A 26,662-nucleotide genomic window follows, 5' to 3' on the forward strand; every position below is an offset into this window, starting at 1 on the left:
TTTATATATCTATTCCTGAAAATGAGGTATCAAAAAATGCAAAATTGAAAATTAAAGATATCGAAACAATGTTAACTTCAGAATCTCAATTTGAACAAGTTAAAGACATAACTCAGTTTTTTAATAAAAATAATGCAACCCAAGAATTTTCATACTATTTGACACTTTACAAAATGATAAAAAATGAAAGTATTCAGGATGAAATAATAGAAATAGATAATGAATTGAAAAACTTCGTTTTCATCATCGATGAAATCAACCGTGGTGAGATTTCTAAGATTTTTGGTGAACTCTTTTTTTCTATTGACCCTGGCTATCGTGGTGAAAAGGGAAGTGTGTCTACCCAGTATGCTAATTTACATGAGACGGATGACAAGTTTTATATTCCTGAGAATGTTTACATCATCGGAACAATGAATGATATTGACCGTTCAGTAGATACCTTTGATTTTGCTATGCGTCGTCGTTTCCGCTTTGTTGAAGTTACTGCTGAAAGCCAAGTTGCTATGTTGGATAAAGAACTAGATATCCATGCAGAAGAAGCAAAACTTCGTCTAAGAAACTTGAACGCTGCTATCGAAAACGTTCAGGGATTAAACAGCCATTATCATATCGGACCAAGTTATTTCCTTAAGTTGAAGGATGTAGATTTTGACTATGAATTACTCTGGTCTGATTACCTTAAACCGCTTTTGGAAGATTACTTACGAGGTTCTTATGAAGAGGCTGAAACTCTGGATACATTGAAAAAAGCATTTGATCTGACAAATAATGACCAAACAGATCAGCAAGATACTGGTGATGATAATGCGGATAACTGATAATCAGTATAGAATTGCTAAAGAAGACTTTGTCGCAGAATATCCCAACCTAAGTCAAGCACTTCTTGATAGAACACTAGATAACCTTTCTAGGGAGGACAGTATTTTTATTTTCCCGAATGATTTGATAAATTCTCCTGATTTAGACAGGGACCAAAAGATTTTTGAAACAGTTAATCAGGAAATCAAGACAGGGAACGTGATTGGTTTTCTTGGATATGGTCAGGAAAGATTAACGATTTCCTCTCGTTTTTCTGATGAAAGTAACGACCATTTTTTGCATTATCTTTTACAAAAGATTCTCAATATGAATTTGACTAGTTTAGACATCGGTCTATCTCAAGAGGATAAACTCTATCAGCTTTTGATTTACCTCTTTCCCAAATATCTGCAAGCTGCTCTTCGAAAAGGTCTTTATAAGGAATACCAGAGATTTTTCCATAACGATAGTCATGTAAAGGGAGTGCTAGATGTAGGAATGCATCTTAAGAAAAATGTTCCTTTTATGGGAAGCATTGCCTATACCACTAGGGAGTTTACCTATGATAATCCACTCATGCAGTTGATTCGGCATACGATTGAGTACATTAAGAATCAGAAAGGTTTCGGAGTTCTGCTCGATAGTAATCGTGAAAATATGACAGAAATTACTCGTGTAACCTCATCTTATAAACTAGCTGATCGTGCCAAGATTATCAGAATGAATAAAATCAAACCCATCCGACACGCCTATTTTAGAGAGTATAGAAAATTACAGGAACTCTGCTTGATGATTCTGAGTAGAGAAAAGCATGGTCTTGGACCTCAAGCCCAAAAGGTACATGGTATTCTCTTTGATGTTGCCTGGCTTTGGGAAGAGTATGTTTACACCTTGTTGCCAAAAGGTTTCATCCATCCTCGAAATAAAGAAAAGAAAGGCGGCATCCTAATATTTTCTGGTGGGGAACGAAAAGTATATCCAGATTTTTATGACAGAGAACGAAAGATTGTTCTAGATGCAAAATATAAAAAACTGGAGTTTACTGAAAAAGGGATTAATCGTGAGGACTTGTTCCAGTTGATTTCCTATTCTTATATTATAAAAGCTAAGAAAGCTGGACTGATTTTTCCTAGTATAGAGCAGTCAGTAAATAGTGAGATAGGAAAAGTAGTGGGATACGGAGTCTTGCTTAAAAAGTGCTCTATCCAAATCCCTCAGAATACCTCATCCTATAGTGTGTTTTGTAAAATAATGGAAAATTCTGAAAAAATTTTTAAAGCTATTATTGATGAAGAAGTGGGGAGAAAATAATCTCTTCACTTTTTTGCTATTTATTAAGTAATTTCCGAACTATATAATTTGATTATTAAAAATATTTGACAAAAACTGTACTTTGGTTTATAATAAGTCAAGGAAACGTCGGAAAAGACGTAGTGATGCGCAAGCATAGGTAGGTCATTACAAAAGAAACGAGACATCGATATGTTAAATGAATTTCCAATTTTTGATTACGAAGATATTCAGTTGATCCCAAATAAATGTGTCATTAAAAGCCGTGCAGAAGCAGATACGAGTGTCATACTTGGAAATCACACTTTTAAACTACCTGTTGTACCTGCAAATATGCAGACGATTTTGGATGAGAACGTAGCAGAGCAACTTGCTAAAGGCGGTTACTTTTACATTATGCACCGTTTTGATGAAGCGGGGCGCATTCCTTTTATCAAACGCATGCACGATCAAGGGCTCATTGCTTCCATTTCTGTTGGTGTTAAGGATTACGAGTATGACTTTGTTAGCCAGCTCAAGGCTGATGCTCCTGAGTATATCACGATTGATATTGCCCATGGTCATGCGGATAGCGTGATTTCAATGATTCAGCACATCAAGAAAGAATTACCTGATACTTTTGTAATCGCTGGTAACGTCGGAACTCCAGAAGCTGTGCGTGAATTGGAAAATGCTGGTGCGGATGCTACTAAGGTTGGAATCGGTCCTGGGAAGGTTTGTATCACCAAGGTGAAAACAGGTTTTGGTACAGGTGGCTGGCAATTGGCTGCTCTTCGCTGGTGTGCAAAAGCTGCTCGCAAACCGATTATTGCTGATGGTGGGATTCGTACTCATGGTGATATTGCCAAGTCTATCCGTTTCGGTGCTAGCATGGTCATGATTGGTTCCCTATTTGCAGGGCATATCGAAAGTCCAGGAAAGACGATTGAAGTCGATGGCGAACAGTTCAAAGAATACTATGGTTCAGCTTCTCAATACCAAAAAGGATCATATAAAAATGTAGAAGGAAAACGCATCTTACTTCCTGCCAAAGGGCATTTGCAAGACACCCTTACTGAGATGGAGCAGGATTTGCAAAGTGCCATTTCCTACGCAGGTGGACGCAAGGTTGCTGACCTCAAGCACGTTGATTATGTTATCGTGAAAAACTCTATCTGGAACGGGGATGCTTCTCACTAATGGATGATTAGTCCATCCATAAAAAACTTGTTATTAGAGCAAATTTCTGTTATAATAAAACAAGTTTCCACCCTTAGTGTAATGGATATCACGTAAGATTCCGGTTCTTAAGATGGGGGTTCGATTCCCTCAGGGTGGATGTAAACAGCCTAAAAAAGCCTTTAAATAAGGCTTTTTTCTTTATATTGCCTCCAAAATTGGAAATTTTTTTCAAAAACTACCCCACTCTCCCCTAGTCCCGTTTTAAAGTGACTCAGAGGACTTTTTTTGTTATAATAGAAAGGATCGTAATTATTAGAAAGAGGTCAGTATGAAAGAATTACAAACTGTACTGAAGAAGCGTTTTGCAATCGAATTTGCAGACAAAAACTTACTGGGAACGGCCTTTACTCATACGAGTTATGCCAATGAGCACCGCCTCTTAAAAATTTCACACAATGAGCGCTTGGAATTTTTAGGAGACGCTGTTCTGCAATTATTGATTTCGGAATATCTGTATAAAAAATATCCTAAGAAACCAGAGGGAGATTTGTCTAAACTCCGTGCCATGATTGTCCGTGAGGAGAGTTTGGCTGGTTTTGCGCGTGATTGCCAGTTTGATCAGTTTATCAAGCTGGGTAAAGGAGAAGAAAAGTCTGGTGGGCGCAATCGTGACACCATTCTTGGTGATGCCTTCGAAGCCTTTTTGGGAGCTTTGCTTTTAGACAAGGATGTGGCTAGAGTAAAAGAGTTTATCTATCAGGTCATGATTCCCAAGGTTGAGGCAGGTGACTTTGAGATGATTACGGATTACAAGACACACTTGCAAGAGTTGCTCCAGGTCAATGGAGATGTGGATATTCGCTACCAGGTGACTTCTGAGATGGGACCTGCCCATGATAAGGTTTTTGATGTAGAAGTTCTGGTTGAAGGCAAGAGTATCGGAAAAGGACAAGGACGCTCCAAAAAATTAGCAGAGCAAGAGGCTGCTAAAAATGCCGTTGAGAAAGGGCTGGATTCATGTATTTAAAGGAAATTGAGATCCAGGGATTCAAGTCCTTTGCTGACAAGACCAAGGTCGTCTTTGACCAAGGCGTGACAGCTGTCGTTGGGCCCAATGGTTCTGGGAAGTCTAACATTACAGAAAGTCTGCGTTGGGCTTTGGGAGAGTCCAGTGTTAAGAGTCTCCGTGGTGGCAAGATGCCTGATGTCATTTTTGCTGGAACAGAAAGTCGTAAACCGCTCAATTATGCCTCTGTTGTCGTGACCTTGGATAATGAAGATGGTTTTATCAAGGATGCAGGGCAAGTCATTAAGGTAGAACGCCATATCTACCGTAGTGGAGATAGCGAGTATCGAATTGATGGCAAGAAAGTCCGTCTGCGTGATGTACACGACCTTTTCTTGGACACAGGATTGGGACGGGATTCCTTCTCTATTATTTCCCAAGGGAAGGTTGAGGAAATTTTTAACTCCAAGCCTGAAGAACGCCGTGCTATTTTTGAAGAAGCAGCTGGAGTTTTAAAATACAAGACTCGTAGAAAAGAAACAGAGAGTAAACTGCAACAAACTCAAGACAATCTAGATCGCTTAGAGGACATTATCTATGAGTTGGACAATCAAATCAAGCCCCTTGCAAAACAAACCGAGAATGCTCGTAAGTTTCTAGACTTGGATGGTCAACGCAAGGCTATTTATTTAGATGTGCTTGTTGCCCAAATCAAGGAAAACAAGTCTGAACTAGAGCTGACAGAAGAAGAGCTAACGCAAGTTCAGGAACTCTTGACTAGCTATTACCAAAAACGTGAAGAGTTAGAAGAAGAGAATCAAACTCTTAAAAAGAAACGCCAAGATCTCCAAGGTCAAATGACCAAAGACCAAGGGAGCTTAATGGATCTGACGAATCTGATAAGTGATTTAGAGAGAAAATTAGCCCTATCAAAACTGGAATCCGAGCAGGTAGCCCTCAATCAACAAGAAGCACAAGCCCGTTTGACCACTTTGGAAGATAAGAAAAAGGCTCTAAGTAAAGAGAAGGCCAAAAAAGAAGCGAACTTGGCACGGTTAGAGGAAAGCCTAGCTGAGAACAACAAGGAACTCAATCGTTTAGAAGCGGAGTTGTTGGCATTTTCAGATGATCCTGACCAGATGATTGAGCTTTTGCGCGAACGTTTTGTAGCGCTTTTACAAGAAGAAGCGGATGTCTCAAACCAACTGACCCGCATCGAGAATGAACTAGAGAATAGTCGTCAGTTATCTCAAAAACAAGCAAATCAACTTGAGAAATTGAAAGAACAATTGGCTACAGCTAAAGAGAAAGCAAGTCAGCAAAAAACTGAGCTTGAAACTGCCAAGGAGCAGGTTCAGAAATTATTGGCTGACTACCAAGCTAGTGCCAAGGAACAAGAGGAGCAGAAAGTTTCTTACCAAGCTCAGCAGAGCCAACTCTTTGATCGTCTGGATAGTCTCAAAAACAAGCAGGCTAGAGCCCAAAGCTTAGAAAACATTCTAAGAAATCATAGTAATTTTTACGCGGGTGTTAAGAGTGTTCTCCAAGAGAAAGACCGCCTGGGTGGGATTATTGGTGCAGTTAGTGAGCATCTGACCTTTGATGTTCATTATCAAACCGCCCTAGAAATTGCGCTTGGAGCCAGCAGTCAGCATATCATCGTAGAAGATGAAAACGCGGCAACCAAGGCTATTGATTTCCTAAAACGTAACAGAGCTGGTCGTGCGACCTTCCTTCCTTTGACAACGATTAAGGCGCGTACAATATCTAGTCAGAATCAAGACGCTATCGCTGCAAGTCCAGGATTTCTGGGAATGGCTGATGAGTTGGTGTCGTTTGACAAGAGACTAGAAGCCATTTTCAAAAACTTGCTAGCCACAACGGCTATCTTTGATACCGTAGAACATGCGCGTGCAGCTGCTCGTCAAGTTCGCTATCAGGTTCGTATGGTGACACTGGATGGGACAGAGTTGCGTACAGGTGGTTCCTACGCAGGTGGTGCCAATCGTCAAAATAACAGTATCTTCATCAAGCCAGAGCTAGAGCAATTACAAAAAGAAATTGCTGAAGAAGAAACTAGTCTGCGTTCTGAAGAAGAAAGTTTGAAGACCTTGCAAGATGAGATGGCAGTATTAACAGAAAGATTAGAAGCCATCAAATCTCAGGTTGAGCAAGCTCGTATTCAGAAGCAAGGTTTGTACCTCGCCTATCAACAAACCAATCAGCAAGTGGAAGAGTTAGAAACTCTTTGGAAACTTCAAGAAGAGGAATTAAATCGCCTTACTGAAGGAGATTGGCAAGCGGACAAGGAAAAATGCCAAGAGCGCCTTGCTACCATTGCCAGTGAAAAGCAAAATCTGGAAGCTGAGATTGAAGAGATTAAGTCTAACAAGAACGCTATTCAAGAACGTTATCAAAACTTGCAGGAACAGGTTTCTCAAGCACGCTTGCTTAAGTCAGAACTGCAAGGACAAAAGCGGTACGAAGTGACTGATATTGAACGCCTAGGCAAGGAACTGGATAATCTGGATATTGAGCAAGAGGAAATCCAGCGCCTTCTCCAAGAAAAGGTTGATAATCTTGAAAAAGTGGATACGGATTTGCTAAGTCAACAGGCGGAAGAGGCCAAAACTCAGAAAACAAACCTCCAACAAGGTCTGATTCGCAAGCAGTTTGAGTTGGATGATATCGAAGGTCAACTGGATGATATTGCCAGTCATTTGGATCAAGCTCGCCAGCAGAACGAGGAGTGGATTCGCAAGCAAACACGTGCCGAAGCTAAGAAGGAAAAAGTCAGCGAACGCTTGCGCTATCTACAAGCTCAATTAACTGACCAATACCAGATTAGCTACACAGAGGCACTAGAAAAGGCCCATGAACTGGAAGATCTAACTCTGGCAGAGCAAGAGGTTAAAGATCTTGAAAAGGCTATTCGCTCACTCGGTCCAGTCAATTTGGACGCTATAGACCAGTACGAAGAAGTCCACAACCGTTTGGATTTCTTAAATAGCCAGCGTGATGATATTCTGTCTGCGAAAAACTTGCTTCTTGAGACCATCACAGAGATGAATGATGAGGTTAAGGAACGCTTTAAATCAACCTTTGAGGCTATTCGTGAGTCCTTTAAAGTGACCTTTAGACAGATGTTTGGTGGAGGTCAGGCAGACTTGATATTAACTGAGGGCGACCTTTTAACAGCTGGTGTGGAGATTTCTGTTCAACCACCAGGTAAGAAAATCCAATCTCTCAACCTTATGAGTGGTGGGGAAAAAGCCCTATCAGCTCTGGCTCTGCTCTTCTCAATCATCCGAGTTAAGACCATTCCTTTCGTCATCTTGGACGAGGTAGAGGCGGCGCTGGATGAAGCCAATGTCAAACGTTTTGGGGATTACCTCAACCGCTTTGACAAGGACAGTCAGTTCATCGTCGTAACCCACCGTAAGGGGACGATGGCGGCAGCGGACTCTATCTATGGAGTTACCATGCAAGAGTCAGGTGTGTCTAAGATTGTTTCGGTTAAGTTAAAAGACTTGGAAGAAACAGTAGACTAGTTACCAAATGATAGCATCTCTTAGGAGGTGCTATTTTTTAAAACTAAAGTGCTAAATTTTCTCTTGAGGTCAGTTCAGGCGCAAAAAACGACATTTGGGATTTCCTCTTAGCGAAAAGGCTTTCTCTATGATATAATAGTTTCATGATTACAACAGTACCTATTAAGAACGAAAAAGATATTGCAGTACCGGGGAAAACAGTCCTTGTACTAGGTTATTTTGATGGCATCCACAAGGGGCATCAGAAACTTTTTGAAGTGGCTAGCAAGGCTTCTATGAAGGATTATCTGCCAGTTGTCGTGATGACCTTTACAGAGTCGCCAAAACTTGCCTTGCAACCTTACCAACCTGAGCTCATGCTCCATATCGTCAATCACGAAGAACGGGAGCACAAGATGAAGTGGCATGGAGTAGAGGCTCTTTTCTTACTTGACTTTAGTAGCAAATTTGCTAGTTTAACGGGCCAAGAGTTCTTTGATACCTATGTTAGAGCTTTAAAACCAGCTATTATCGTAGCAGGATTTGATTACACGTTTGGCTCAGATAAGAAAACGGCAGATGACTTGAAGGATTATTTTGATGGAGAGATCATCATTGTTCCACCGGTCGAGGACGAAAAGGGCAAGATCAGTTCCACACGGATTCGCCGAGCTATTCTTGATGGAGATGTCAAGGAAGTCAATCATCTACTCGGCACACCGCTCCCAACCCGTGGGATGGTCGTTCATGGAAATGCTCGTGGGCGTACTATCGGTTATCCAACAGCCAATCTGGTTCTAAGAGACCGAACCTATATGCCAGCAGACGGTGTTTACGTAGTCGATGTAGAAGTGCAACGTCAGAGATATCGTGGCATGGCAAGTGTTGGGAAAAATGTCACCTTTGATGGAGAAGAGCCGCGTTTTGAAGTCAATATTTTTGACTTTTCAGATGATATTTATGGTGAGACAGTCATGGTCTACTGGCTGGACCGTGTCCGCGATATGGTCAAATTTGACTCCATCGAAGAGCTCGTAGACCAACTCCAGAAAGATGAAGAGATTGCTCGGAACTGGAAGGGTGAAGAGTAGAAATGTTTAAAAAAGTGAACCACATATTGTGTTTACTTTTTTATTTTTGAAAGAAATGTTTATAGCGAGAAACATAATTGAAGCTTGATTGAAAATCTGTTAAAATAGTGATATTCATAACTTAAAGAACCAAAGAAAAGAGACTAGAGGAAATGTGAATCCTCTAATAAATATTGAATATATGATAGAAAGAGCAAAATCACAATTAGCAATTCAAAAATCTCTGGAAGAATTGGATCATCAGATTTCTTATGTATCTGATGATGCCTTTAACTTAAAATTGGATACAATTTTTGATGAATACGACGATGTTTTCAAAGCTTTGGTGGAAAAATGACAGTCTATCTAACAGAAAACAAATTGAAAAAATCAATGCTTTAGCAATTCAACGGTATTCTACAAATGAGCAAATTCAAACAGTTAGTCCTTCAGCGTTAAATATGATTGTGAACTTACCAGAACAATTTGTTTTTGGCAAACCTCTTTATCCAACAATTTTTGATAAAGCAACAATATTATTTGTCCAATTGATAAAGAAGCATGTTTTTGCCAACGCCAATAAACGAACAGCCTTCTTTGTTTTGGTGAAGTTTTTACAATTCAACTCTTTGAAAAAGCTGAAGATAAAATTGGAGCTGACGAGGTAAGAGCTTTATTACAAAATGGGAAGTAGTCCAACTAAGCTGAAGAAAAACAGTAAAAAACGGAGATTCATGGCGTAGAAAAGAGGCTAGTTCATAATTTCAACAACTGGAAGTTATGGACTAGCCTCAAAAGTTTGACAGAAAAAATCCAGTTATGGGCCTTAGTGCATTTATATTATGGCTTCATTTTACAGAAACCGAAAGTAAATAACTATTTTTAATATAAAATTTTGTATCCTATCATAATTTTTTGAAAAAAGCTAGTAATTTGACTGAAAAAATTTGCAATTCTCCACAAGAAAATATATAATATAGTTGAGATGGAAAAACGTTTTTCAAAAGGAGGTGCACATTATGTTCTTAGGATTCTACTTCCGTTTTTGGTTCAGCATTTGGTGGCGTTAATAGAGGTTAGTGGTTGTTAAATTAAACTCAAATAGCTTTATGCCAGTAAGAAACTGAATATTCAGTTTAATATGAGTTTTATTTTTTCTAGTAAATTAACGTTTTCTATCACAACTCTATTGCAGTTAAGCTATGATATGTGATGATTGTCAACCCTATCTTATTAACATTTTTATGGTCTCGAGAAATCTTATTTCTTGGGACTTTTTCTATTGTTTGAAAGGTTGCGTGTTGATTTTGTTGAGCTAGGAGAAGAAAAAAGACAAGCTACTTTAAAAAGTAATTTGTCTGTTGTTGGGTCACTTTTTATTGAAACACACGATAAACGTAGGGATTTTCTGGTTTGTCTACTTTTGTGAAACTCTCAACTTCCAGTGTTGGGAGTTTTTGTTTGAGTTCTTTATGGTAGTGGAGAGTGAGAGTTCCTTTGGCAGTAATCCAGGTATTGTCAGGATACTGGCGTGAGTTTCCCTTAGTCAGGAGTCCGTATACTCCAGAGTCGGCGATACAGTGGATGATTCCAAAGCGAAAGAGGAACTGGCTATCTTGATGGGCGGGATCGTTATAAACAAAGCCTGTAAACTCGATTTTCTTTCCTTCAAACTCTTGAGAGTAGTCATAGAGAATTTCCATGACCTCCATATAGTTTTCGTCTGTAACCTGAATGATTGGCTGGGATAGGTATTTATCAGCAGTAGCCCTCATTTCCTTTTCATAAGCAGATTTGGAAAAATAGGTGCTGGTATCGGGTTTGAGGTATTGACTGGATGTGCCTTCGCTTGCCTGAATGGCTGTGTCGATTCCCTCAGCAAGTGGGAAATGATATCCCTTAGCAGATACGGTTCTCGAGTCCAAACTTACTGTCGGAAAGGCAACTCCAATCAAGAGAGGTAGTGACAGTAACAGGATGCTGATTAATCTAGCTCGACGACTTTCCAAATGGCTGTGAGAATTGATTTTCTTGATCCAGATGTAGAATTGGACCAGAGCCAACAGAAGAGAAAGGATCATGGAAATATAGACTAGATAGGAATAGTGGAGGTTGATGTAGTGGCTGAGCTTGTCAGAAAGCTGCAGATACAGAGTTAGGGCAAAATAACCCAGTAGAATGATAAATCGAATCATAGCATCACCCCCATCATGTAAGAATAAAGCAAGACAAGCACTGTCACGATGCCCATGAATTGCCAGATGAAGCGCGCTTTGAGATAGTGCTTCATCATGAGGAGATTTTTGATATCAAGCATGGGACCAATGACCAGAAAGGCAAGGACTGGCGCTAGGCCAAAGCTCGAGAGGAGAGAAGCGCCGATAAAGGCGTCCGCCTCGCTACAAAGAGAGAGGAGAAAGGCTAGAAACATGAGCAAGAGAATCGCAAGGACTGGACTAGCACTGATAGAGGTCAGGATCCGAGTCGGGACATAGACCTGCACGATAGCCGCAAAGAGACAGCCAAACACCAAGTAACGCCCCATATCAAAAAAATCATCAATAGCTTGTATAAAGACCTGAAATACTTTTCTAGCGAGACTCAAGTGTGAAAAGTCATGTTCATGACAAGTAATAGAATTCTCTTTTTGAATGGGTTCCTTCCAGAAAAATCCTAGGAAAATCCCAAGCACCAAAGCAATCACAATAGCTCCCAGAGCTCGCAAGAAGACAAATTTTATTGAATTGCCAAAGGCAGAATATGTGGCGAAAAGAACGATAGGATTGATGATGGGAGCAGTCACCAAAAAGGGAACGGCCGTGTAGCTGGGTACCTTTTTTTCCAAAAAACGGTTGATAATCGGAACGATTCCACACTCGCAAGAAGGAAAGAGAAAGCCAATGAAGGTACCAAAAAAGATCCTCCCCCAACGATTGCGAGGAAGAAACTCATAAACTTTATCAGGTGTGATATAGACCTCAATCAATCCCGAAATGAGACTCCCAATCAAGACAAAAGGGAGGGCTTCAATCATGATGGAGAGAAAAATAGCCCCTGCTTGTAAGATGCTAGGAGGAAGAGATTGGAAAATCGTCATCTATTTTTTCTTCTCAACTTTTTCTTTTTTGTTTTTGTCATCTGGGAAAGTGACTTGTGTTAAGTCAGGAAGTTTGGCGAATTCTTCAAACATCTTGTCCAAGTCATCGGTTTTTCTAAATTTAACAGCCATGGGCCTACCTCTTTTCTACATTCTACCTCTATTATACTATTATTTTGCAGAAAAGGGATTATTTTTATTTTGACAATCAAGGAGGTAAAAACAGGTAAGGTGAAACAAGCCTTGTCCCTTATGGTATAATAGGTTTATGGATAAAAAATATGAAAAAATTTCCCAAGATTTGGGTGTAACCTTAAAGCAAATCGATACCGTTCTAAGTTTGACAGCTGAAGGGGCAACTATTCCCTTCATCGCGCGTTATCGGAAGGACATGACTGGTAGTCTGGATGAAGTGGCGATTAAGGCCATTATCGACTTGGATAAAAGCCTGACTAATCTCAATGACCGCAAGGAAGCTGTCTTGGCTAAGATTCAAGACCAAGGCAAGCTAACAAAGGAATTGGAAACAGCTATTCTGGCAGCTGAGAAATTAGCAGATGTTGAAGAACTCTATCTTCCTTATAAGGAAAAACGTCGGACCAAGGCAACCATTGCCCGTGAAGCTGGACTCTTTCCTCTTGCTCGCTTAATCTTGCAAAACGTAGCTGACTTAGAGAAAGAGGCCGAGAATTTTGTCTGTGAAGGATTTACGACTGGTAAAGAAACCTTAGCTGGAGCAGTTGATATCTTGGTAGAAGCCTTATCCGAAGATGTCAATCTACGTGCTATGACCTATCAGGAAGTGCTGAGACACTCTAAAATCACTTCGCAGGTCAAGGATGAAAGTCTTGATGAAAAACAAGTTTTTCAGATTTATTATGATTTTTCAGAGACAGTTGGCAACATGCAGGGCTATCGTACCTTGGCGCTCAATCGTGGGGAGAAACTAGGTGTCTTAAAAGTCGGCTTTGAACATGCGACGGATCGTATCCTATCTTTCTTTGCAGCGCGTTTCAAGGTGAAGAATGCCTATATTGATGAAGTGGTTCAGCAATCTGTTAAGAAAAAAGTCTTGCCTGCTATCGAGCGCCGTATTCGGACAGAATTAACCGAGAAGGCGGAAGAAGGGGCTATCCAACTCTTTTCTGACAACCTGCGCAATCTCCTCTTGGTTCCTCCACTAAAAGGGCGCGTGGTTTTAGGATTTGACCCTGCCTTTCGTACAGGTGCCAAGCTGGCAGTCGTTGATACGACAGGAAAAATGCTGACGACCCAAGTCATCTATCCTGTCAAACCAGCATCAGCTCGTCAAATCGAAGAAGCCAAGAAAGATTTGGCAGATTTGATTGGTCAGTATGGCGTAGAAATTATTGCTATCGGAAATGGAACGGCTAGTCGGGAAAGTGAAGCCTTTGTGGCGGAAGTTCTGAAAGATTTTCCTGAAGTCAGCTATGTTATCGTCAATGAGAGCGGTGCTTCTGTCTACTCTGCCAGCGAACTTGCTCGTCAGGAATTTCCAGAATTAACCGTTGAAAAACGCTCTGCTATCTCTATCGCCCGTCGTTTGCAAGATCCGCTTGCCGAATTGGTCAAAATTGATCCTAAGTCAATCGGTGTAGGTCAATACCAGCACGATGTCAGTCAGAAGAAACTGTCTGAAAGTCTGGACTTTGTCGTCGATACCGTGGTCAACCAAGTTGGTGTCAATGTCAATACAGCTAGCCCAGCACTTCTCTCCCATGTAGCTGGACTCAATAAAACTATCTCTGAAAATATTGTCAAATATCGTGAGGAAGAAGGAAAAATCACTTCACGCGCTCAAATTAAGAAGGTTCCTTGTCTGGGTGCCAAGGCCTTTGAACAGGCAGCTGGTTTCCTCCGTATCCCTGAAAGTACCAATATCCTCGATAATACTGGAGTTCACCCAGAAAACTATGCTGCGGTTAAGGAGCTCTTCAAACGCTTGGATATCAAGGATTTGAATGAAGAAGCACAAAATAAGCTTAAGTCTCTTTCTATCAAGGAGATGGCGCAAGAACTAGACCTCGGTCCAGAAACCCTTAAAGATATCATTGCTGATCTTCTCAAACCGGGTCGAGATTTCCGTGATTCTTTTGATGCTCCAGTTCTCCGTCAAGATGTTCTGGATATCAAGGATCTTGTTATCGGACAGAAGTTGGAAGGTGTGGTGCGTAACGTCGTTGACTTCGGTGTCTTCGTTGATATCGGGATTCACGAGGACGGCCTGATTCATATTTCGCATATGAGCCACAAATTTATCAAACATCCTAGCCAACTGGTGTCAGTCGGAGATTTGGTAACGGTTTGGGTCAAGAAAATCGATACTGAACGTGAAAAAGTCAATCTGTCGCTCCTAGCTCCCGATGAATCTAACTGAGTACGTTAAGCGAGTTTCCCTAGAAGACTTTGGTAGACCTTTTACACACCAAGCCCAGTGGAATTCTCGTCTGCGAACGACAGGTGGACGATTTTTCCCCAAGGATGGGCATTTGGATTTTAATCCCAAGGTTTATAATGAACTAGGTTTGGAAGTCTTTCGCAAAATCGTGCGCCATGAACTCTGTCACTATCACCTTTATTTTCAGAAAAAAGGATATCGACATAAGGACCGAGATTTTAAGGAACTTTTGAAAGAAGTGGATGGACTGCNCTTTGTTCCCCCTTTGAAAGACCAAAGTACCTACCTAGTCTATCAGTGCCAATCCTGCCAGCAATCCTATCAACGCAAGAGAAAGATTGACACGAAACGCTATCGCTGTGGCGTCTGTCGAGGTAAACTCGTCATCTTAAATCGGCCTAAGGACTGATGTTCTTGGTCTCGTTTTATGCTATACTACTTGTAAGAATACCGAAAGAGGAAACAATCATGAATACAAAATTTTATAAAATGAGACGAAATCGTATGGTGTCAGGAGTTTTAGCTGGTCTATCAGACAAGTGGAAACTTGATGTAACCCTAGTCCGCTTTCTCTTCGCCATTTTTACCATATCAAATTTTGGGATTGGTGTGATTATTTACATCATCCTCGCCTCTATCCTGCCAACTAAGGAAGAGATTGATGCAGAAATGTATGGAACAGGACCACGCAAACGCAAGGAAGCCGAGGCCATTGAAGATAATGATGGCTGGTTTTGGTGAGATTTAACAGGGAAAATTTATTATTTGCACTATATTACTTAAAAGAAGTAGCATAAATGACTGAAAATCCCTTGTGGTTATTTAGCCACAAGGGATTTTGATATTTAAGTATATTCTTTTCCATCTTGAGAGAGATGAATTACCTGATCAGCCATTTTCCAAATACTAGGATTGTGAGTTGCGATGATAATTGTTCTATTAGCATTACGAAGTTCAAGGAGAATTTCCATAATTTCCTTGGAATTTTTTGGATCTAGCGAGGCGGTAGGCTCATCGGCTAAAATTAAAGGAGGATCTTTCAGGATAATCTTAGCAAGCGCTACGCGTTGAGCTTCACCACCAGATAATTCATAGATTTTTTGGTTGAGACTTAGATAATCCAGTCTGACAGCTTGCAGTGCTTGAAGAAGAAGTCTCTCTTTCTCTTGTTTTTTGTTTTTCTTTTTACCAATCAGTCCTAGCTCAAGGTTTTCTCGGATGGTCTGACTTTCTAATAGTCCAAAATTCTGGAAGAGATAACCTAGTTCGTTACGATAAAATTCCTCATTTTTTAGTGAAGTCAAAGACTTTCCTTTGTAAACTATTTCTCCTTTATCGAAAGTCTCTAGTTTTGCAAGCATATTGAGCAAAGTGGTTTTTCCACAACCACTGTCTCCTATCAAAGCATACACCATACCACTTTGAAAATTCAGATTCAAGTCTGAAAAAATAATACGAGAACCAAATTGTTTCCAAATATGTTGCAATTCAATCATGCTATCCTCCTTTGATAATGCTAACATAGGTTTTGCTTTCCTTCTTATCAAAGATCTTCAATAGAAGAACGGCTAAACTTAAAAAGCTGAAAAATAGGATCAGGGTAATCCAGATATTCTTAGAAATAATGAAAGCTAGACCACTTCCGAGAAAGAGAGCTGCTATTTGAGAAGTGATATATCTATTGTGTAATTCAAAGAAATAATAGCCTGCGATTTTTTTCAAGAATATGGTTTTGCGAAAGGCTTCAAAATAGAGCAGATTTAAACTTGTAAACAGCAAAATTGAAGTCAAAATAGCAAACATAGCACTCGCTAAGTTACTAAAAATTTCTATTTTAATTTTTTGATTTAACTGGAGATAGGTTTCCCTAGCAGACGATAGCCCTGAGACCATATGATCAAGTTGATAGTGTTTCAAAAGTTCTTGTGTCTGGTGGAGGTCTGTAAAATAGAGATATTCTAGATTTGTAAACCAGAAGATGGAGGAAGCCTTGCCAAGTGCTTTAGGAGAAAGCACAAGAAAGATGGGATTTGATAACCATTGATCATAAGCGATATGGGTGGTATTATAGAGAAATACATCATTATTTTGATTGGTATAAGCTATACTAACTTCGACAGTTTGATTAGACTCGCTACTGTATAATCGGTTGATTAACTCTTGTTGCAAGGTTGATTTTATATCTTTTTCATTTTTTTGTAGTTCTTCTGGGAGTATTACAAGAACCTGTCCATCTTTTATATTATTGATTTTTTTAAAGGTTTCTGATGTTAACTTTATACCTTCTTTTTTGAAGTAGTTAGGTGTTACATAGAGAATATTTTTCCCTTCCAAGTCATAGGGATTTTGTTCAGAATCATTATGAGTTGAAAGAGAATGTTTTACAGCTTGTATAGCGAGATTATGTTTGACTAGAAAGGCATTTTCATTTTCTAAAGAATATTGAATAAAGTCAAACCATTTATCAGCATTTGTCTGCAGTTCATCTAAATTTTTCATCTGACTGGAACGCCCTGTTTGAAGAGTAACAACATTGGAGCGTTGTTCCCAAGTAGCTTGTCCAGCCTCATTTTTCTCAAGGATATGATAGTAAGTAGACATACGTCCAAATCCTACAATAACCAGTAGAATGGCAAGTACCTGACCAAAGTAGAGAATGCGTAGGATTGACTTGATTGGCAATTTCCCTTTGATGATAGAGAGGAGATGAACTTTTTTCAAAGAAATGGTAAAAAGAAGGGCAATTAGAAGGCTAAGTAAGAAAAGTAGGCTATTGTAAAGAATAAAAAGTATTCCTAAAAAAGTTTGAACCTCATAAGGATATCCTAGGGAAATGAGCAAGACACTTGCTATCAGCAAAGCAGGTAGACCAAAAAGAAGGATATCAAGTCCGTCTCTTGCGAGAGAACGAAAGAAGAGATGGCTCAGTTGTTCTCCAGAAATCAATCGAATCCCTGACTGAGAGAGAGATTGAATTTGGCCAATAACAATCAAAGCTAAGAAAGTCAGCAAAAAGATTAACATACTGGTAAGCTGATTAGGTTGGGTAAAGAGGGCAAGTACAAAGGATACTCTGTCATTTTCAAATGCATTCGCTTTTTCTAGTCCAAGTTCTTTCAGATGAGTGGCCAATTCTTGACTAGTTAGGGATCCGCTGATAATATTGTAGTTGTTGAGAAGATCGCTCTTGTGAATGCTTTCTTGACTTGCTGGAGGCATCCAGTCTGGGAGTTTCCCATCTCCAAAAACTTCGTAGTAAGTTTGTGATTTTCCATCACTATCTACTTCCCAAATGGTTCTTGCGATAAGACTATTATGTTCTTTAGCAAGACTATTTAATTCTTCTTTAACGGTAGAATAATCTGCTTGCCCACTTAATACTGCTGCACCCGGGAACAGGATTTGTGGAAGAGAGTCTTTCCAAAAGGACAGAGTGGCAATGAGAAAGAAAGTTAAAAGAAGATTGCTGATGAAGAGAAATATACGTTTCATAGGAACCTCTTTCTAAAAAGAGGGGCTGAACCTCCCTCCTTATAGCAGTGATACGAATGATAGTTTAGCACTTTTAAAGATAATTAGCAGAAAGCCTTTTCATAATTTAATTTTACTATTATTTTAAGGATAAAACAAGCAATGACAGGACTTCTTATAGTAGCTATTTTCAAAAAAATTCTTCAATCTTACAAAAATGTAAGATTAAAGTCTCTTTTGTAAGGTTAGGTTATGGCAGGCCGCCTTTTTTTGCGATAAACTAGACTCATAAAGAACAAAGGAGCAAAACCATGAAAAGAATCTTACAAAAGAAAACAAGAAAACCAAGTCAAAAAGATATCGAGCGTGTTCAACTAGGGTACGCTATGATGCAAGCACAGTTTCAATTGATGGGATATTAAGAAGGAGAAAATCATGACACTTTTAGATGTAAAACACGTTCAAAAAATCTACAAAACACGTTTCCAAGGCAACCAAGTAGAGGCTCTTAAAGACATTCACTTTACTGTGGAAAAGGGTGACTACGTTGCTATCATGGGAGAGTCTGGCTCAGGGAAGTCTACCCTACTCAACATCCTAGCTATGCTTGACAAACCAACTCGTGGTCAGGTTTACCTAAACGGAATAGACACAGCAACCATTAAAAATTCTCAGGCTTCGAGTTTCCGTCGTGAGAAGTTGGGCTTTGTCTTCCAAGATTTTAACTTGCTAGATACTCTATCGGTCAAAGACAATATCTTGCTTCCGCTAGTGTTATCACGAAAACCCATCACAGAGATGATGAAGAAATTGGTGGTAACAGCTGAAAATTTAGGCATCAACCAATTGCAAGAGAAGTACCCTTATGAGATCTCGGGTGGGCAAAAACAGCGGGTAGCAGTAGCACGCGCCGTCATTACCGAGCCTGAAATTCTCCTTGCGGATGAGCCAACAGGAGCCCTTGACTCCAAATCATCTGCAGCTCTTCTGGATGTTTTTGATGAAATCAATGAACGTGGCCAAACTATTCTTATGGTAACCCACTCAACAGCGGCAGCTAGCAGGGCCAAGCGTGTTCTCTTTATCAAGGATGGGATTCTTTACAACCAAATCTACCGTGGAGACAAGACAGAGCGTCAGATGTTCCAAGAAATCTCTGATACTTTGACTGTTATGGCAAGCGAGGTGAATTAGTATGTTCCGATTAACCAATAAGTTAGCGGTTTCGAACTTGATTAAAAACCGCAAACTCTACTATCCCTTTGCCCTTGCTGTTCTCTTAGCAGTGACCATCACCTATCTCTTTTACTCATTATCACTTAATCCTAACATTGGCAAGATCCGAGGGGGAGAAACTATCTCTATGACCCTCGCTCTCGGTATGGTGGTTGTTACCATAGCTTCAGGGATTATTGTCCTCTATGCCAATAGTTTTGTCATGAAGAATCGTTCTAAAGAGCTGGGTATATATGGTATGCTGGGTCTTGAAAAGCGCCATTTGATCAGTATGGTTTTTAAGGAGCTTCTTATTTTTGGTTCCTTAACGTTGACAGCTGGTCTCGGCCTAGGAGCTCTCTTTGATAAGCTAATCTTTGCCCTTCTTTTGAAGTTAATGAAAATGAAAGTGGAGCTCGTTTCGACCTTCCAACCAATAGTCTTTATCCTAGTTCTCATTGTCTTTGGGGCAATCTTCCTAGGTTTGATTTTTATCAATGCCTTTCGCATCGCACGCATGAATGCCCTTCAGCTCTCTCGTGAAAAAGCCAGTGGTGAGAAAAAAGGACGTTTCTTAGGTCTTCAAACCATTCTAGGTTTGATTAGTATGGGAGCTGGCTATTTCCTAGCAGTTACCGTTGAAAATCCACTTAATGCTGTGCTGATTTTCTTTGTAGCGGTCTTACTGGTAATCTTTGGTACCTATCTCTTGTTCAATGCAGGGATTACAGTATTCCTACAAATCTTGAAGAAAAACAAGCGTTACTATTACCAACCTAACAACATGATTTCTGTATCCAATCTCATTTTTCGTATGAAGAAAAATGCGGTTGGTCTGGCAACGATTGCTATTCTTTCAACCATGGTCTTGGTGACTATGTCTGCTGCAACGAGTATCTTTAAAGGCTCTGAAACTTTCAAGAAAGTCATGAATCCACATGATTTTGGAATTACAGGACAGAATGTTGAAAAAGAAGACATAAATAAACTCCTAGACCAGTATGCTAGTGATAAGGGATTGACTGTTACAAAGAAAGAAGTCCTTACATACAGTAGCTTTGGTGTAGCAAACCAAGAAGGTACGAAATTAACCATTTTTGAGAAAGGTCAAAATCGTGTTCAACCGAAAACCGTTTTTATGGTCTTTGACCAAAAAGATTACGAGAATATGACGGGTCAAAAACTTGCACTTTCAGGAAAGGAAGTTGGATTGTTTACTAAAAACAAAGAACTTCAAGGACAGAAAGAACTGACTCTAAATGACCAGACCTATACAATAAAGGAAGAAATCAAAAAAGATTTTATTCTTGAACATGTCCCAAATCAGTACAATATTCTAACTTCGGACTATAACTATCTGGTTGTTCCTGACTTGAAAGCCTTTCTTGATCAGTATCCTGATTCTTCCATCTTTAATCAATACTACGGTGGTATGAACGTAACGGCTAGCGAGGAAGAGCAACTCAAGCTTGCCAATGACTATTCAAAATTCCTTGATGATTTTAATAGAGAATTAAGCAAAGAAGGAAGCTATGTTTACGGAAGCAATCTGGCTGATAGTAGTGCGCAGATGAGTGCTCTCTTTGGTGGGGTCTTCTTTATCGGTATCTTCCTCTCCATCATCTTTATGGTGGGAACAGTTCTGGTTATTTACTACAAACAAATCTCTGAGGGCTATGAAGACCGTGAACGCTTTATCATTTTGCAGAAGGTCGGACTCGATCAAAAGCAAATCAAGCAAACCATTAATAAACAGGTTCTAACTGTTTTCTTCCTCCCTTTGCTCTTTGCTTTCCTACATCTTGCCTTTGCCTATCATATGCTTAGCCTCATCCTAAAAGTCATTGGGGTGCTAGATGCAACCATGATGTTGACTGTTACACTTTCCATTTGTGCCATCTTCCTCATCGTCTACGTTTTGATCTTTATGATTACCTCAAGAAGCTATCGTAAGATTGTACAAATGTAAAAAAGATACCTCGAAATTCATCGAGGTATTTCTTTTATCTTAAATGCTAAAGAGTTGTCCAAATAGGTAAGTTACTCCCATGGTCAGAAGTCCTATACAGAGGTTACGGATCATAGCAGTTTTCGTAGGAGCTTTTCCTAATTTAGCACTGGTATAGCCAGTGACGAGAAGGGAAAGGGCCACGATAAAAACAGTAGCAGGAATGCGATAGTCACTTGGAAAGACAGTGATCGAAAGCATAGGAGGAAGACTTCCCAGTACAAAGGCGATAAAGCTAGAAATGGCAGCATGCCAAGGATTGGTAAACTCTTCGTACTCGAGTCCATACTTTTCCTCGACCAAGGCTTTGAGTGGATTTTTCAAAAATGCTTTGTTGGTCAAGAGTTGGGCGGACGTTTCACACTCACCGTTTTGAAGATAAGCAACATAGAGGGATTGTTTTGCAGATTCGATGTCCTTATCCAAGAGCAACTGTTCTCTGGCAACAGCGGCTTCTTCCGTGTCTTTCTGAGTGGATACAGAGACATATTCGCCACCGGCCATTGAAAAAGCACCAGCGAGGATAGCGGCTAGTCCAGATAAAAAGATTATCCAGATATTGCTTGTCGCACTAGCAACCCCGATTACCACTCCAGCAATGGAAATAATCCCATCATTGGCACCGAGAACACCTGCACGCAGGATATTGAGTCGCCCTGCAAAGTTTGCATCAATTTCATGTTTCAATTCTGTCATAGTCATCTCCTTTCTCTCCATTATAGAGAAAAGAGTGGGGGAAAACAATCTTTTTAAACTATCTGAAAAAAGTTCTACGATTCTAATTTTTAAGCCCTTTCTAATTTTACCGGAAAATGCTACTTCAAATTCTTAAATATTAAATTTTCTGATAATTTATTAAAAAATTAAGGAAAGGATGTTATAATGGAACGTAAAATAAATTCAGGCTTCCTGAACCAATAGGAGTAAATAATGAAAAAACTAGGTGTTGTCCTTTTATCTTCTGCTTTGCTATTGACAGCATGTGCAGTCTGTTTTGAAAAATCAACCGAAACAAATGATTCCTCTAAGGTGACAGCTTTATCAGATGATAAACAAAAATGATAAGGTAACCGCAGATTATAAGACTTTTGTTCAAGGACAAATTGATAAGCTTTTAACGGATACAGAAGGCTTTGTCCAGCTTTTAAAAGACGGAAAATTGGAGGAAGCCAAGAAAGCTTATCCACTTGTTCGTATGGCTTATGAACGTTCAGAACCAATCGCTGAGAGTTTTGGTGAATCTGATGTTAAGATTGACTTTCGTCTAGCAGACTATGTGGATGAAAATAATACCGAGGAAGGTTGGTCAGGTTTCCACCGTATCGAGCGTATCCTTTGGGAAGAAAACACAACTAAGGGAACCGAAAGTTATGGAGATCAGCTTGTCAACGATATAAAAGAGTTGAAGGCTAAGGTAGCGACTGTTGAAGTAGATCACAAGATTATGTTGACAGGGGCAGTTGACTTGCTCAATGAAGTGGCGACAAGCAAGATTACGGGTGAAGAGGAAATCTACTCTCATACAGATTTGTACGACTTCCGCGCTAATATCGAGGGAGCTGAAAAGATATTCCAACTCTTTAAACCTTTACTAGAAAAATCAGATGCTGATTTGGTTAAAGAATTAGAAGCTGATTTCAAATCTGTTAATAGCTTGTTGGACAAACATATGACAGACAAGGAGCACTACAAACTCTATACAGACTTAACAAAAGAAGACACCAAAGAATTGGCTGAAGCCGTGACAAAACTTGGTGAACCTCTATCACAAATGGGCAAATTTCTTGATGGAGAATAAGCGGTATGACTAAGAAAGACGAAAAGTTTTTTGAGAAAAAAATGGACCGTCGAGAATTTCTAAAAAAAGCGGGTATTGGAGGTGCTGGTCTAGCACTTGGTCTCTCTGGTGCCTCCGCTTTTTTAGCGCCTAAGCTAGACAAGCAGGAAAAAATCTCGTACGGTAATGAAAAGATTAACTTTTATGGGAAATACCAAGCGGGTATCACGACCCCTATGCAGAAGAATATCTATTTTGTTGTCCTAGATTTGCATACTACAGATAAAGATAAGATTATCCAGCTTTTTAAGGATTGGACAGATTATAGTAGCAAGTTGGTAGAAGGAGAATTGGTAAAAAAAGATGGTCAGAATGCTCTCTTGCCACCTAGTGACACTGGAGAAACAGTCGGGCTCAACCCTCATCGTTTAACGTTGACTTTTGGTGTGTCTGCAAGTTTCCTGAAAAAGATGAATTTGGAGCACAAGCGTCCTCAACTTTTTAGGGATTTTCCACCTTTTCCAAAGGAGCAACTGCGTGAAAAATATACTGGGGGAGATATTGTTATCCAAGCCTGTGCAGATGACGAGCAAGTTGCTTTTCATGCTATTCGCAACCTCATTCGTAAAGGGAGAAATGCGGTGACTCTCCGTTGGAGCCAATCTGGTTTTGCTGCTATCGGAGATCGTCTAGAGACACCACGCAACCTTTTTGGTTTCAAAGATGGAACAGCCAATGTAACCAAAGAGAAGGATTTTGATCGTGTTGTCTGGGCTGACAGCAAGGATTGGATGGAAAATGGATCCTATATGGCCGTTCGCCGCATCCAGATGTTTCTCGATACCTGGGACCGAACCAATCTTGAAGAGCAAGAAAATACCTTTGGTCGTTATAAGGAAAGTGGCGCTCCCTTTGGTAAGAAGAATGAGTTTGATGAAGTAGATTTGAGTCTTTTACCAGATGATTCGCATGTTCGATTAGCCAAAGAGGTAGATAAGCCACTCTTACGACGATCCTATTCATACTCGGATGGAATTGATGAAAAGACTGGACAATTTGATACAGGTTTACTCTTTATCTCTTTCCAAAAGGATCCAGATCATTTTGTCAAGGTTCAAACCAACCTCGGAGCTACAGACAAGATGAATGAGTATGTAACTCACATCGGTAGCGGTCTTTTTGCCTGCTTTGGTGGAGTAGAGAAAGGAGGCTATATTGGTCAGAAATTATTGGAAGACTAACATTTGTTTCTTGGCTTTGTCTTTTCTCTTGTTAGCTATTTCTCCTGTTAGTGCGAAGGAGAGTCTGAGTTCTTATTTTGTAAAGATTACGGATGCCTCTCAGGCTTTAAAAAATGGAAATCAGGCAGAAGCCAAGGCCCTAGTTAGAGAAATGGCGATGGATTTTGAAACAGTAGAACATGCTGATTCGGATGCTGGAAAGGCTGTCAAGGAGAAACTTGCTCTGTCAGGGGAGATTAGTGAAGAAAATCTGACACAAATCTCTTCTGCCCTTCTAGCTTTTGAAAAAGAACAAAATCCAATAGATCTGAATGCGGAGAAGGAAAAACTTGTCAGTCGCTTAAGACCACGTTTTGAGACTTTGGATAAGGCAATTTCTTCAAAAGATATAGAGCAAGTCCGAGAAGCCTATAAAAAAATGAATTCAACTTGGACACTCAATGAAAGTGTCGTCCGCGATAACAGTACAGCTCATTATGGTCAAGTAGAAACAGCTATTTCTTTCTTACGCAGTAGTATTGAAACAGAGCCGACAGATTATGATGCTATCCAGTCTTCTTTTAATGACTTAAAAACTGCTATTGATAACTTCGTAGCTGGCAAAGAAGTGGCGACAAGTTCCTCTAATCTAAGTCTCAAAGATGGCATTTCCCTTCTCAAAAAAGCCTTGGAACAATTTAAAGCTGGAGATCAGACTGCAGGGGCAGCTACCATGAAAGAGTTTATTACTATATGGCCAACTGTTGAAGGTTCTGTTAGTACGACCAATCCTTCCCTCTACACCCGAGTCGAAAACGAAAGTCCTGTAATCATGGTTAAGGGAAGTGAGAAGGAATATCAAGAAAAATTAGAAAAACTGATTGCGGATTTATCTCAAATTGATACCAATGCAAGCTACAATGCTTTTGATGCTATGCTCATTCTCCTACGAGAAGGAGTAGAGGCCCTCTTAATCGTTATGGCCTTGGTCACAACTCTAAAAGCAGCCAAGATGCGCAAAGGACTCAAGTGGGTATATGGTGGAGCACTATCAGGAATAGCTGCGAGTCTAGTGATTGCATTTATACTCCAAATTGCCTTTCCTGCTGTAACATCGGGGGCCAATCGTGAAATCATCGAAGGATCTGTTGGTATTTTTGCGGTAGTGATGATGATTTTGATTGGTATCTGGCTTCACAGTAAATCCTCGGTCAAAAAATGGAATGACTTTATGGATTCACAGATGAAAACTGTGACCAGGACAGGTTCTTTCATTTCCATGTTTGCTCTAAGTTTTCTAGCTGTTTTTCGTGAAGGGGCAGAGACCATACTATTTTATGTAGGAATTTTACCGAGAATATCTAGTTTTGAGTTTATCCTTGGGATTTCTCTAGCTTTGTTAGTCTTGCTGATTATTGCATTTCTGATGAACAAGGCGAGTCAATTCTTTCTACCTCATAAGGTCTTCTTCCTACTGACGTGGATGATTTATGCTCTTGCCTTCAAGATGCTAGGTGTTAGCGTACATGCTCTTCAGCTGACCAATATGGCACCTAACCACTTATTGACTGGTTTCCCTACTATCGACCTCTTGGGCATCTATCCAAGTTGGGAAGGTTTAGGAAGTCAGCTAGTCTTTTTGATAATTGTTTTGGCTGTCACATTGAGACAGGGTGAAAAGTAGATGGATACAAAAGAATTGACAATCATTGAACATCTGGTAGAATTTAGAAAGAGATTCATTGCTGTTATAGTCTGCTTTTTTATAGTTTTCTGCGGAGCTTTATTGTTTGCAGATCAGCTTTACTACTATCTAACTCAGTCCTTTAATCAAAAGTTGATTGTATTAGGTCCAAATGACATTCTGTGGATTTATTTGCGCTTGGCGAGTCTGATGTCCTTTACCATTACGCTACCTTTTACAATTTATCAGATTTGGAGTTTTATCAAACCAGGATTGAAAACAGAAGAAGCAAGAGCAATCTTTGCCTATATTCCAGCTAGTTTCATTTGCTTTCTACTTGGACTAGCCTTTGGATTCTACTTTGTAACGCCTGCCTTACTTCAAGTGCTTTTAGGACTTGGGGAAGGATTATTTGAAACTCAATTAACAGCGCAGAACTACTTAGACTTTGTTTTTCAAACAACCCTACCCTTGGGTTTCATCTTTGAATTGCCCGTCATCGTCGCTTTTTTAACGTCGATTGGCTTGATTGGACCAGGGTTTTTAGTTACCTATCGCCGTTATGCATACTTTATTTTATTGGTACTAGCTGTTATCTTGACACCTGCTGATTTTATCAGCGATCTAGCTATGACTGTTCCTTTAATCTCGCTCTATGAGCTTAGTATTGTAATTAGCAAGAGTATTGTAAAGAAAAAATGAAAGGAGAAAAGAATGGGAATCTTACGTGATATCGGTGCTCCAGGATTGATTATCATCGTTCTAGGTGCACTCTTAATCTTTGGACCAAAACGATTACCAGAACTTGGTGAGTCAATCGGTAAAATGCTGTCTGAGTTTAAAAAGGCAGTTAAAGGAGCTGGTGACCAAGATCAGGAAAAGTAATTTATTCCATAATCATAAATAAAAACAA

General features: G+C 39.8%; 21 protein-coding genes, 1 tRNA gene and 3 pseudogenes. 19 read left to right on the plus strand and 6 right to left on the minus strand.

The genetic code is table 11. The features are described from left to right. The 9 genes and pseudogenes from D8804_RS07715 to D8804_RS07750 form a co-directional block, all read left to right on the plus strand. On the plus strand, positions 1–821 hold an 821-nt coding region (locus D8804_RS07715; protein ID WP_260472347.1), incomplete at its 5' end, for an AAA family ATPase. Further along, positions 808–2,112: an McrC family protein gene (locus tag D8804_RS07720; RefSeq protein WP_185774049.1), complete on the plus strand. Its 1,305-nt coding sequence runs from the start codon at positions 808–810 to the stop codon at positions 2,110–2,112. The genes D8804_RS07715 and D8804_RS07720, both read left to right, overlap by 14 nt. 171 nt (positions 2,113–2,283) lie before the next feature. After that, positions 2,284–3,270: a GMP reductase gene (locus D8804_RS07725; protein WP_125399381.1), complete on the plus strand. Its 987-nt coding sequence runs from the start codon at positions 2,284–2,286 to the stop codon at positions 3,268–3,270. Positions 3,271–3,337: 67 nt separating this feature from the next. Next, a tRNA-Arg gene (locus tag D8804_RS07730) sits at positions 3,338–3,409 on the plus strand. A 171-nt stretch (positions 3,410–3,580) separates the two neighbouring features. Beyond that, positions 3,581–4,279, plus strand: a complete 699-nt coding sequence (rnc, locus tag D8804_RS07735; RefSeq protein WP_125399382.1) for a ribonuclease III — start codon at positions 3,581–3,583, stop codon at positions 4,277–4,279. Further along, positions 4,270–7,809: a chromosome segregation protein SMC gene (gene smc / locus D8804_RS07740; RefSeq protein ID WP_125399383.1), complete on the plus strand. Its 3,540-nt coding sequence runs from the start codon at positions 4,270–4,272 to the stop codon at positions 7,807–7,809. Before rnc ends, smc begins: the two co-directional genes overlap by 10 nt. 143 nt (positions 7,810–7,952) lie before the next feature. Beyond that, positions 7,953–8,879 carry a bifunctional riboflavin kinase/FAD synthetase gene (locus D8804_RS07745; protein WP_125399384.1) on the plus strand — a complete coding sequence of 309 codons (927 nt, stop codon included), beginning with the start codon at positions 7,953–7,955 and terminating at the stop codon, positions 8,877–8,879. 226 nt (positions 8,880–9,105) lie between these two features. Then, positions 9,106–9,216, plus strand: a pseudogene (locus D8804_RS10295) (AbrB family transcriptional regulator); the annotation flags it as partial. Then, positions 9,213–9,493, plus strand: a pseudogene (locus tag D8804_RS07750) (type II toxin-antitoxin system death-on-curing family toxin); the annotation flags it as partial. The pseudogenes D8804_RS10295 and D8804_RS07750, both read left to right, overlap by 4 nt. 741 nt (positions 9,494–10,234) lie before the next feature. Here D8804_RS07750 and D8804_RS07755 read toward each other — a convergent pair. The 3 genes from D8804_RS07755 to D8804_RS10300 are packed head-to-tail and all read right to left on the minus strand — an operon-like array spanning position 10,235 to position 12,087. Further along, positions 10,235–11,053 carry a TIGR03943 family putative permease subunit gene (locus D8804_RS07755; protein WP_125399385.1) on the minus strand — a complete coding sequence of 273 codons (819 nt, stop codon included), beginning with the start codon at positions 11,051–11,053 and terminating at the stop codon, positions 10,235–10,237. Next, positions 11,050–11,955 (minus strand): permease, encoded by a 906-nt coding sequence (locus D8804_RS07760; RefSeq protein ID WP_125399386.1) that lies wholly within the window; start codon positions 11,953–11,955, stop codon positions 11,050–11,052. The genes D8804_RS07755 and D8804_RS07760 overlap by 4 nt, the downstream gene beginning before the upstream one ends. Further along, positions 11,956–12,087, minus strand: a complete 132-nt coding sequence (locus D8804_RS10300; RefSeq protein ID WP_125399387.1) for an SPJ_0845 family protein — start codon at positions 12,085–12,087, stop codon at positions 11,956–11,958. A 136-nt stretch (positions 12,088–12,223) separates the two neighbouring features. On the opposite strand from D8804_RS10300, the gene D8804_RS07770 reads away from it, so the two are divergent. The 3 genes from D8804_RS07770 to D8804_RS07780 all read left to right on the plus strand — a co-directional run bounded on the left by D8804_RS07770 (position 12,224) and on the right by D8804_RS07780 (position 15,115). Then, positions 12,224–14,353, plus strand: coding sequence for a Tex family protein (locus tag D8804_RS07770; RefSeq protein ID WP_125399388.1), 2,130 nt, complete (start codon positions 12,224–12,226; stop codon positions 14,351–14,353). Continuing rightward, positions 14,340–14,783 (plus strand): SprT family protein, encoded by a 444-nt coding sequence (locus D8804_RS07775; protein ID WP_125399389.1) that lies wholly within the window; start codon positions 14,340–14,342, stop codon positions 14,781–14,783. Before D8804_RS07770 ends, D8804_RS07775 begins: the two co-directional genes overlap by 14 nt. A 59-nt stretch (positions 14,784–14,842) precedes the next feature. Next, on the plus strand, positions 14,843–15,115 hold the full coding sequence (locus D8804_RS07780; protein ID WP_125399390.1) for a PspC domain-containing protein: 273 nt from the start codon (positions 14,843–14,845) through the stop codon (positions 15,113–15,115). Between the two features lie 104 nt (positions 15,116–15,219). Here D8804_RS07780 and D8804_RS07785 read toward each other — a convergent pair whose 3' ends face one another. Further along, the gene (locus tag D8804_RS07785; RefSeq protein ID WP_125399391.1) at positions 15,220–15,870 is read right to left on the minus strand and encodes an ABC transporter ATP-binding protein; all 651 of its coding nucleotides are present in this window, start codon (positions 15,868–15,870) and stop codon (positions 15,220–15,222) included. 1 nt (position 15,871) lies between these two features. Then, positions 15,872–17,866, minus strand: a complete 1,995-nt coding sequence (locus D8804_RS07790; protein ID WP_125399392.1) for a DUF1430 domain-containing protein — start codon at positions 17,864–17,866, stop codon at positions 15,872–15,874. A gap of 414 nt (positions 17,867–18,280) precedes the next feature. Between D8804_RS07790 and D8804_RS07795 the strand changes: the two genes are divergently transcribed. Both D8804_RS07795 and D8804_RS07800 read left to right on the plus strand, forming a co-directional pair. Next, positions 18,281–19,039: an ABC transporter ATP-binding protein gene (locus tag D8804_RS07795; protein WP_125399393.1), complete on the plus strand. Its 759-nt coding sequence runs from the start codon at positions 18,281–18,283 to the stop codon at positions 19,037–19,039. 1 nt (position 19,040) lies between these two features. Then, positions 19,041–21,029: an ABC transporter permease gene (locus D8804_RS07800; protein WP_125399394.1), complete on the plus strand. Its 1,989-nt coding sequence runs from the start codon at positions 19,041–19,043 to the stop codon at positions 21,027–21,029. Positions 21,030–21,068: 39 nt separating this feature from the next. On the opposite strand, the gene D8804_RS07805 is transcribed toward D8804_RS07800, so the two are convergent. Continuing rightward, on the minus strand, positions 21,069–21,764 hold the full coding sequence (locus tag D8804_RS07805; protein WP_125399395.1) for a VIT1/CCC1 transporter family protein: 696 nt from the start codon (positions 21,762–21,764) through the stop codon (positions 21,069–21,071). A gap of 234 nt (positions 21,765–21,998) precedes the next feature. On the opposite strand from D8804_RS07805, the pseudogene efeO reads away from it, so the two are divergent. From efeO to D8804_RS07830, 5 genes and pseudogenes are all read left to right on the plus strand, one after another. Continuing rightward, positions 21,999–22,866, plus strand: a pseudogene (efeO, locus tag D8804_RS07810) (iron uptake system protein EfeO). 5 nt (positions 22,867–22,871) lie between these two features. Next, positions 22,872–24,086, plus strand: coding sequence for an iron uptake transporter deferrochelatase/peroxidase subunit (gene efeB / locus D8804_RS07815; RefSeq protein ID WP_125399396.1), 1,215 nt, complete (start codon positions 22,872–22,874; stop codon positions 24,084–24,086). Continuing rightward, positions 24,061–25,749: an FTR1 family iron permease gene (locus D8804_RS07820; RefSeq protein ID WP_125399397.1), complete on the plus strand. Its 1,689-nt coding sequence runs from the start codon at positions 24,061–24,063 to the stop codon at positions 25,747–25,749. Before efeB ends, D8804_RS07820 begins: the two co-directional genes overlap by 26 nt. Then, entirely contained in the window at positions 25,750–26,451 is a 702-nt protein-coding gene (tatC, locus tag D8804_RS07825; RefSeq protein WP_125399398.1) for a twin-arginine translocase subunit TatC, read from the plus strand. A gap of 12 nt (positions 26,452–26,463) precedes the next feature. Next, entirely contained in the window at positions 26,464–26,634 is a 171-nt protein-coding gene (locus D8804_RS07830; protein ID WP_000512108.1) for a twin-arginine translocase TatA/TatE family subunit, read from the plus strand. The last annotated feature ends 28 nt before the right edge of the window (positions 26,635–26,662 follow it).

The sequence above is a fragment of the Streptococcus oralis genome, assembly GCF_003944215.1.
Taxonomy (GTDB): domain Bacteria; phylum Bacillota; class Bacilli; order Lactobacillales; family Streptococcaceae; genus Streptococcus; species Streptococcus oralis_BI.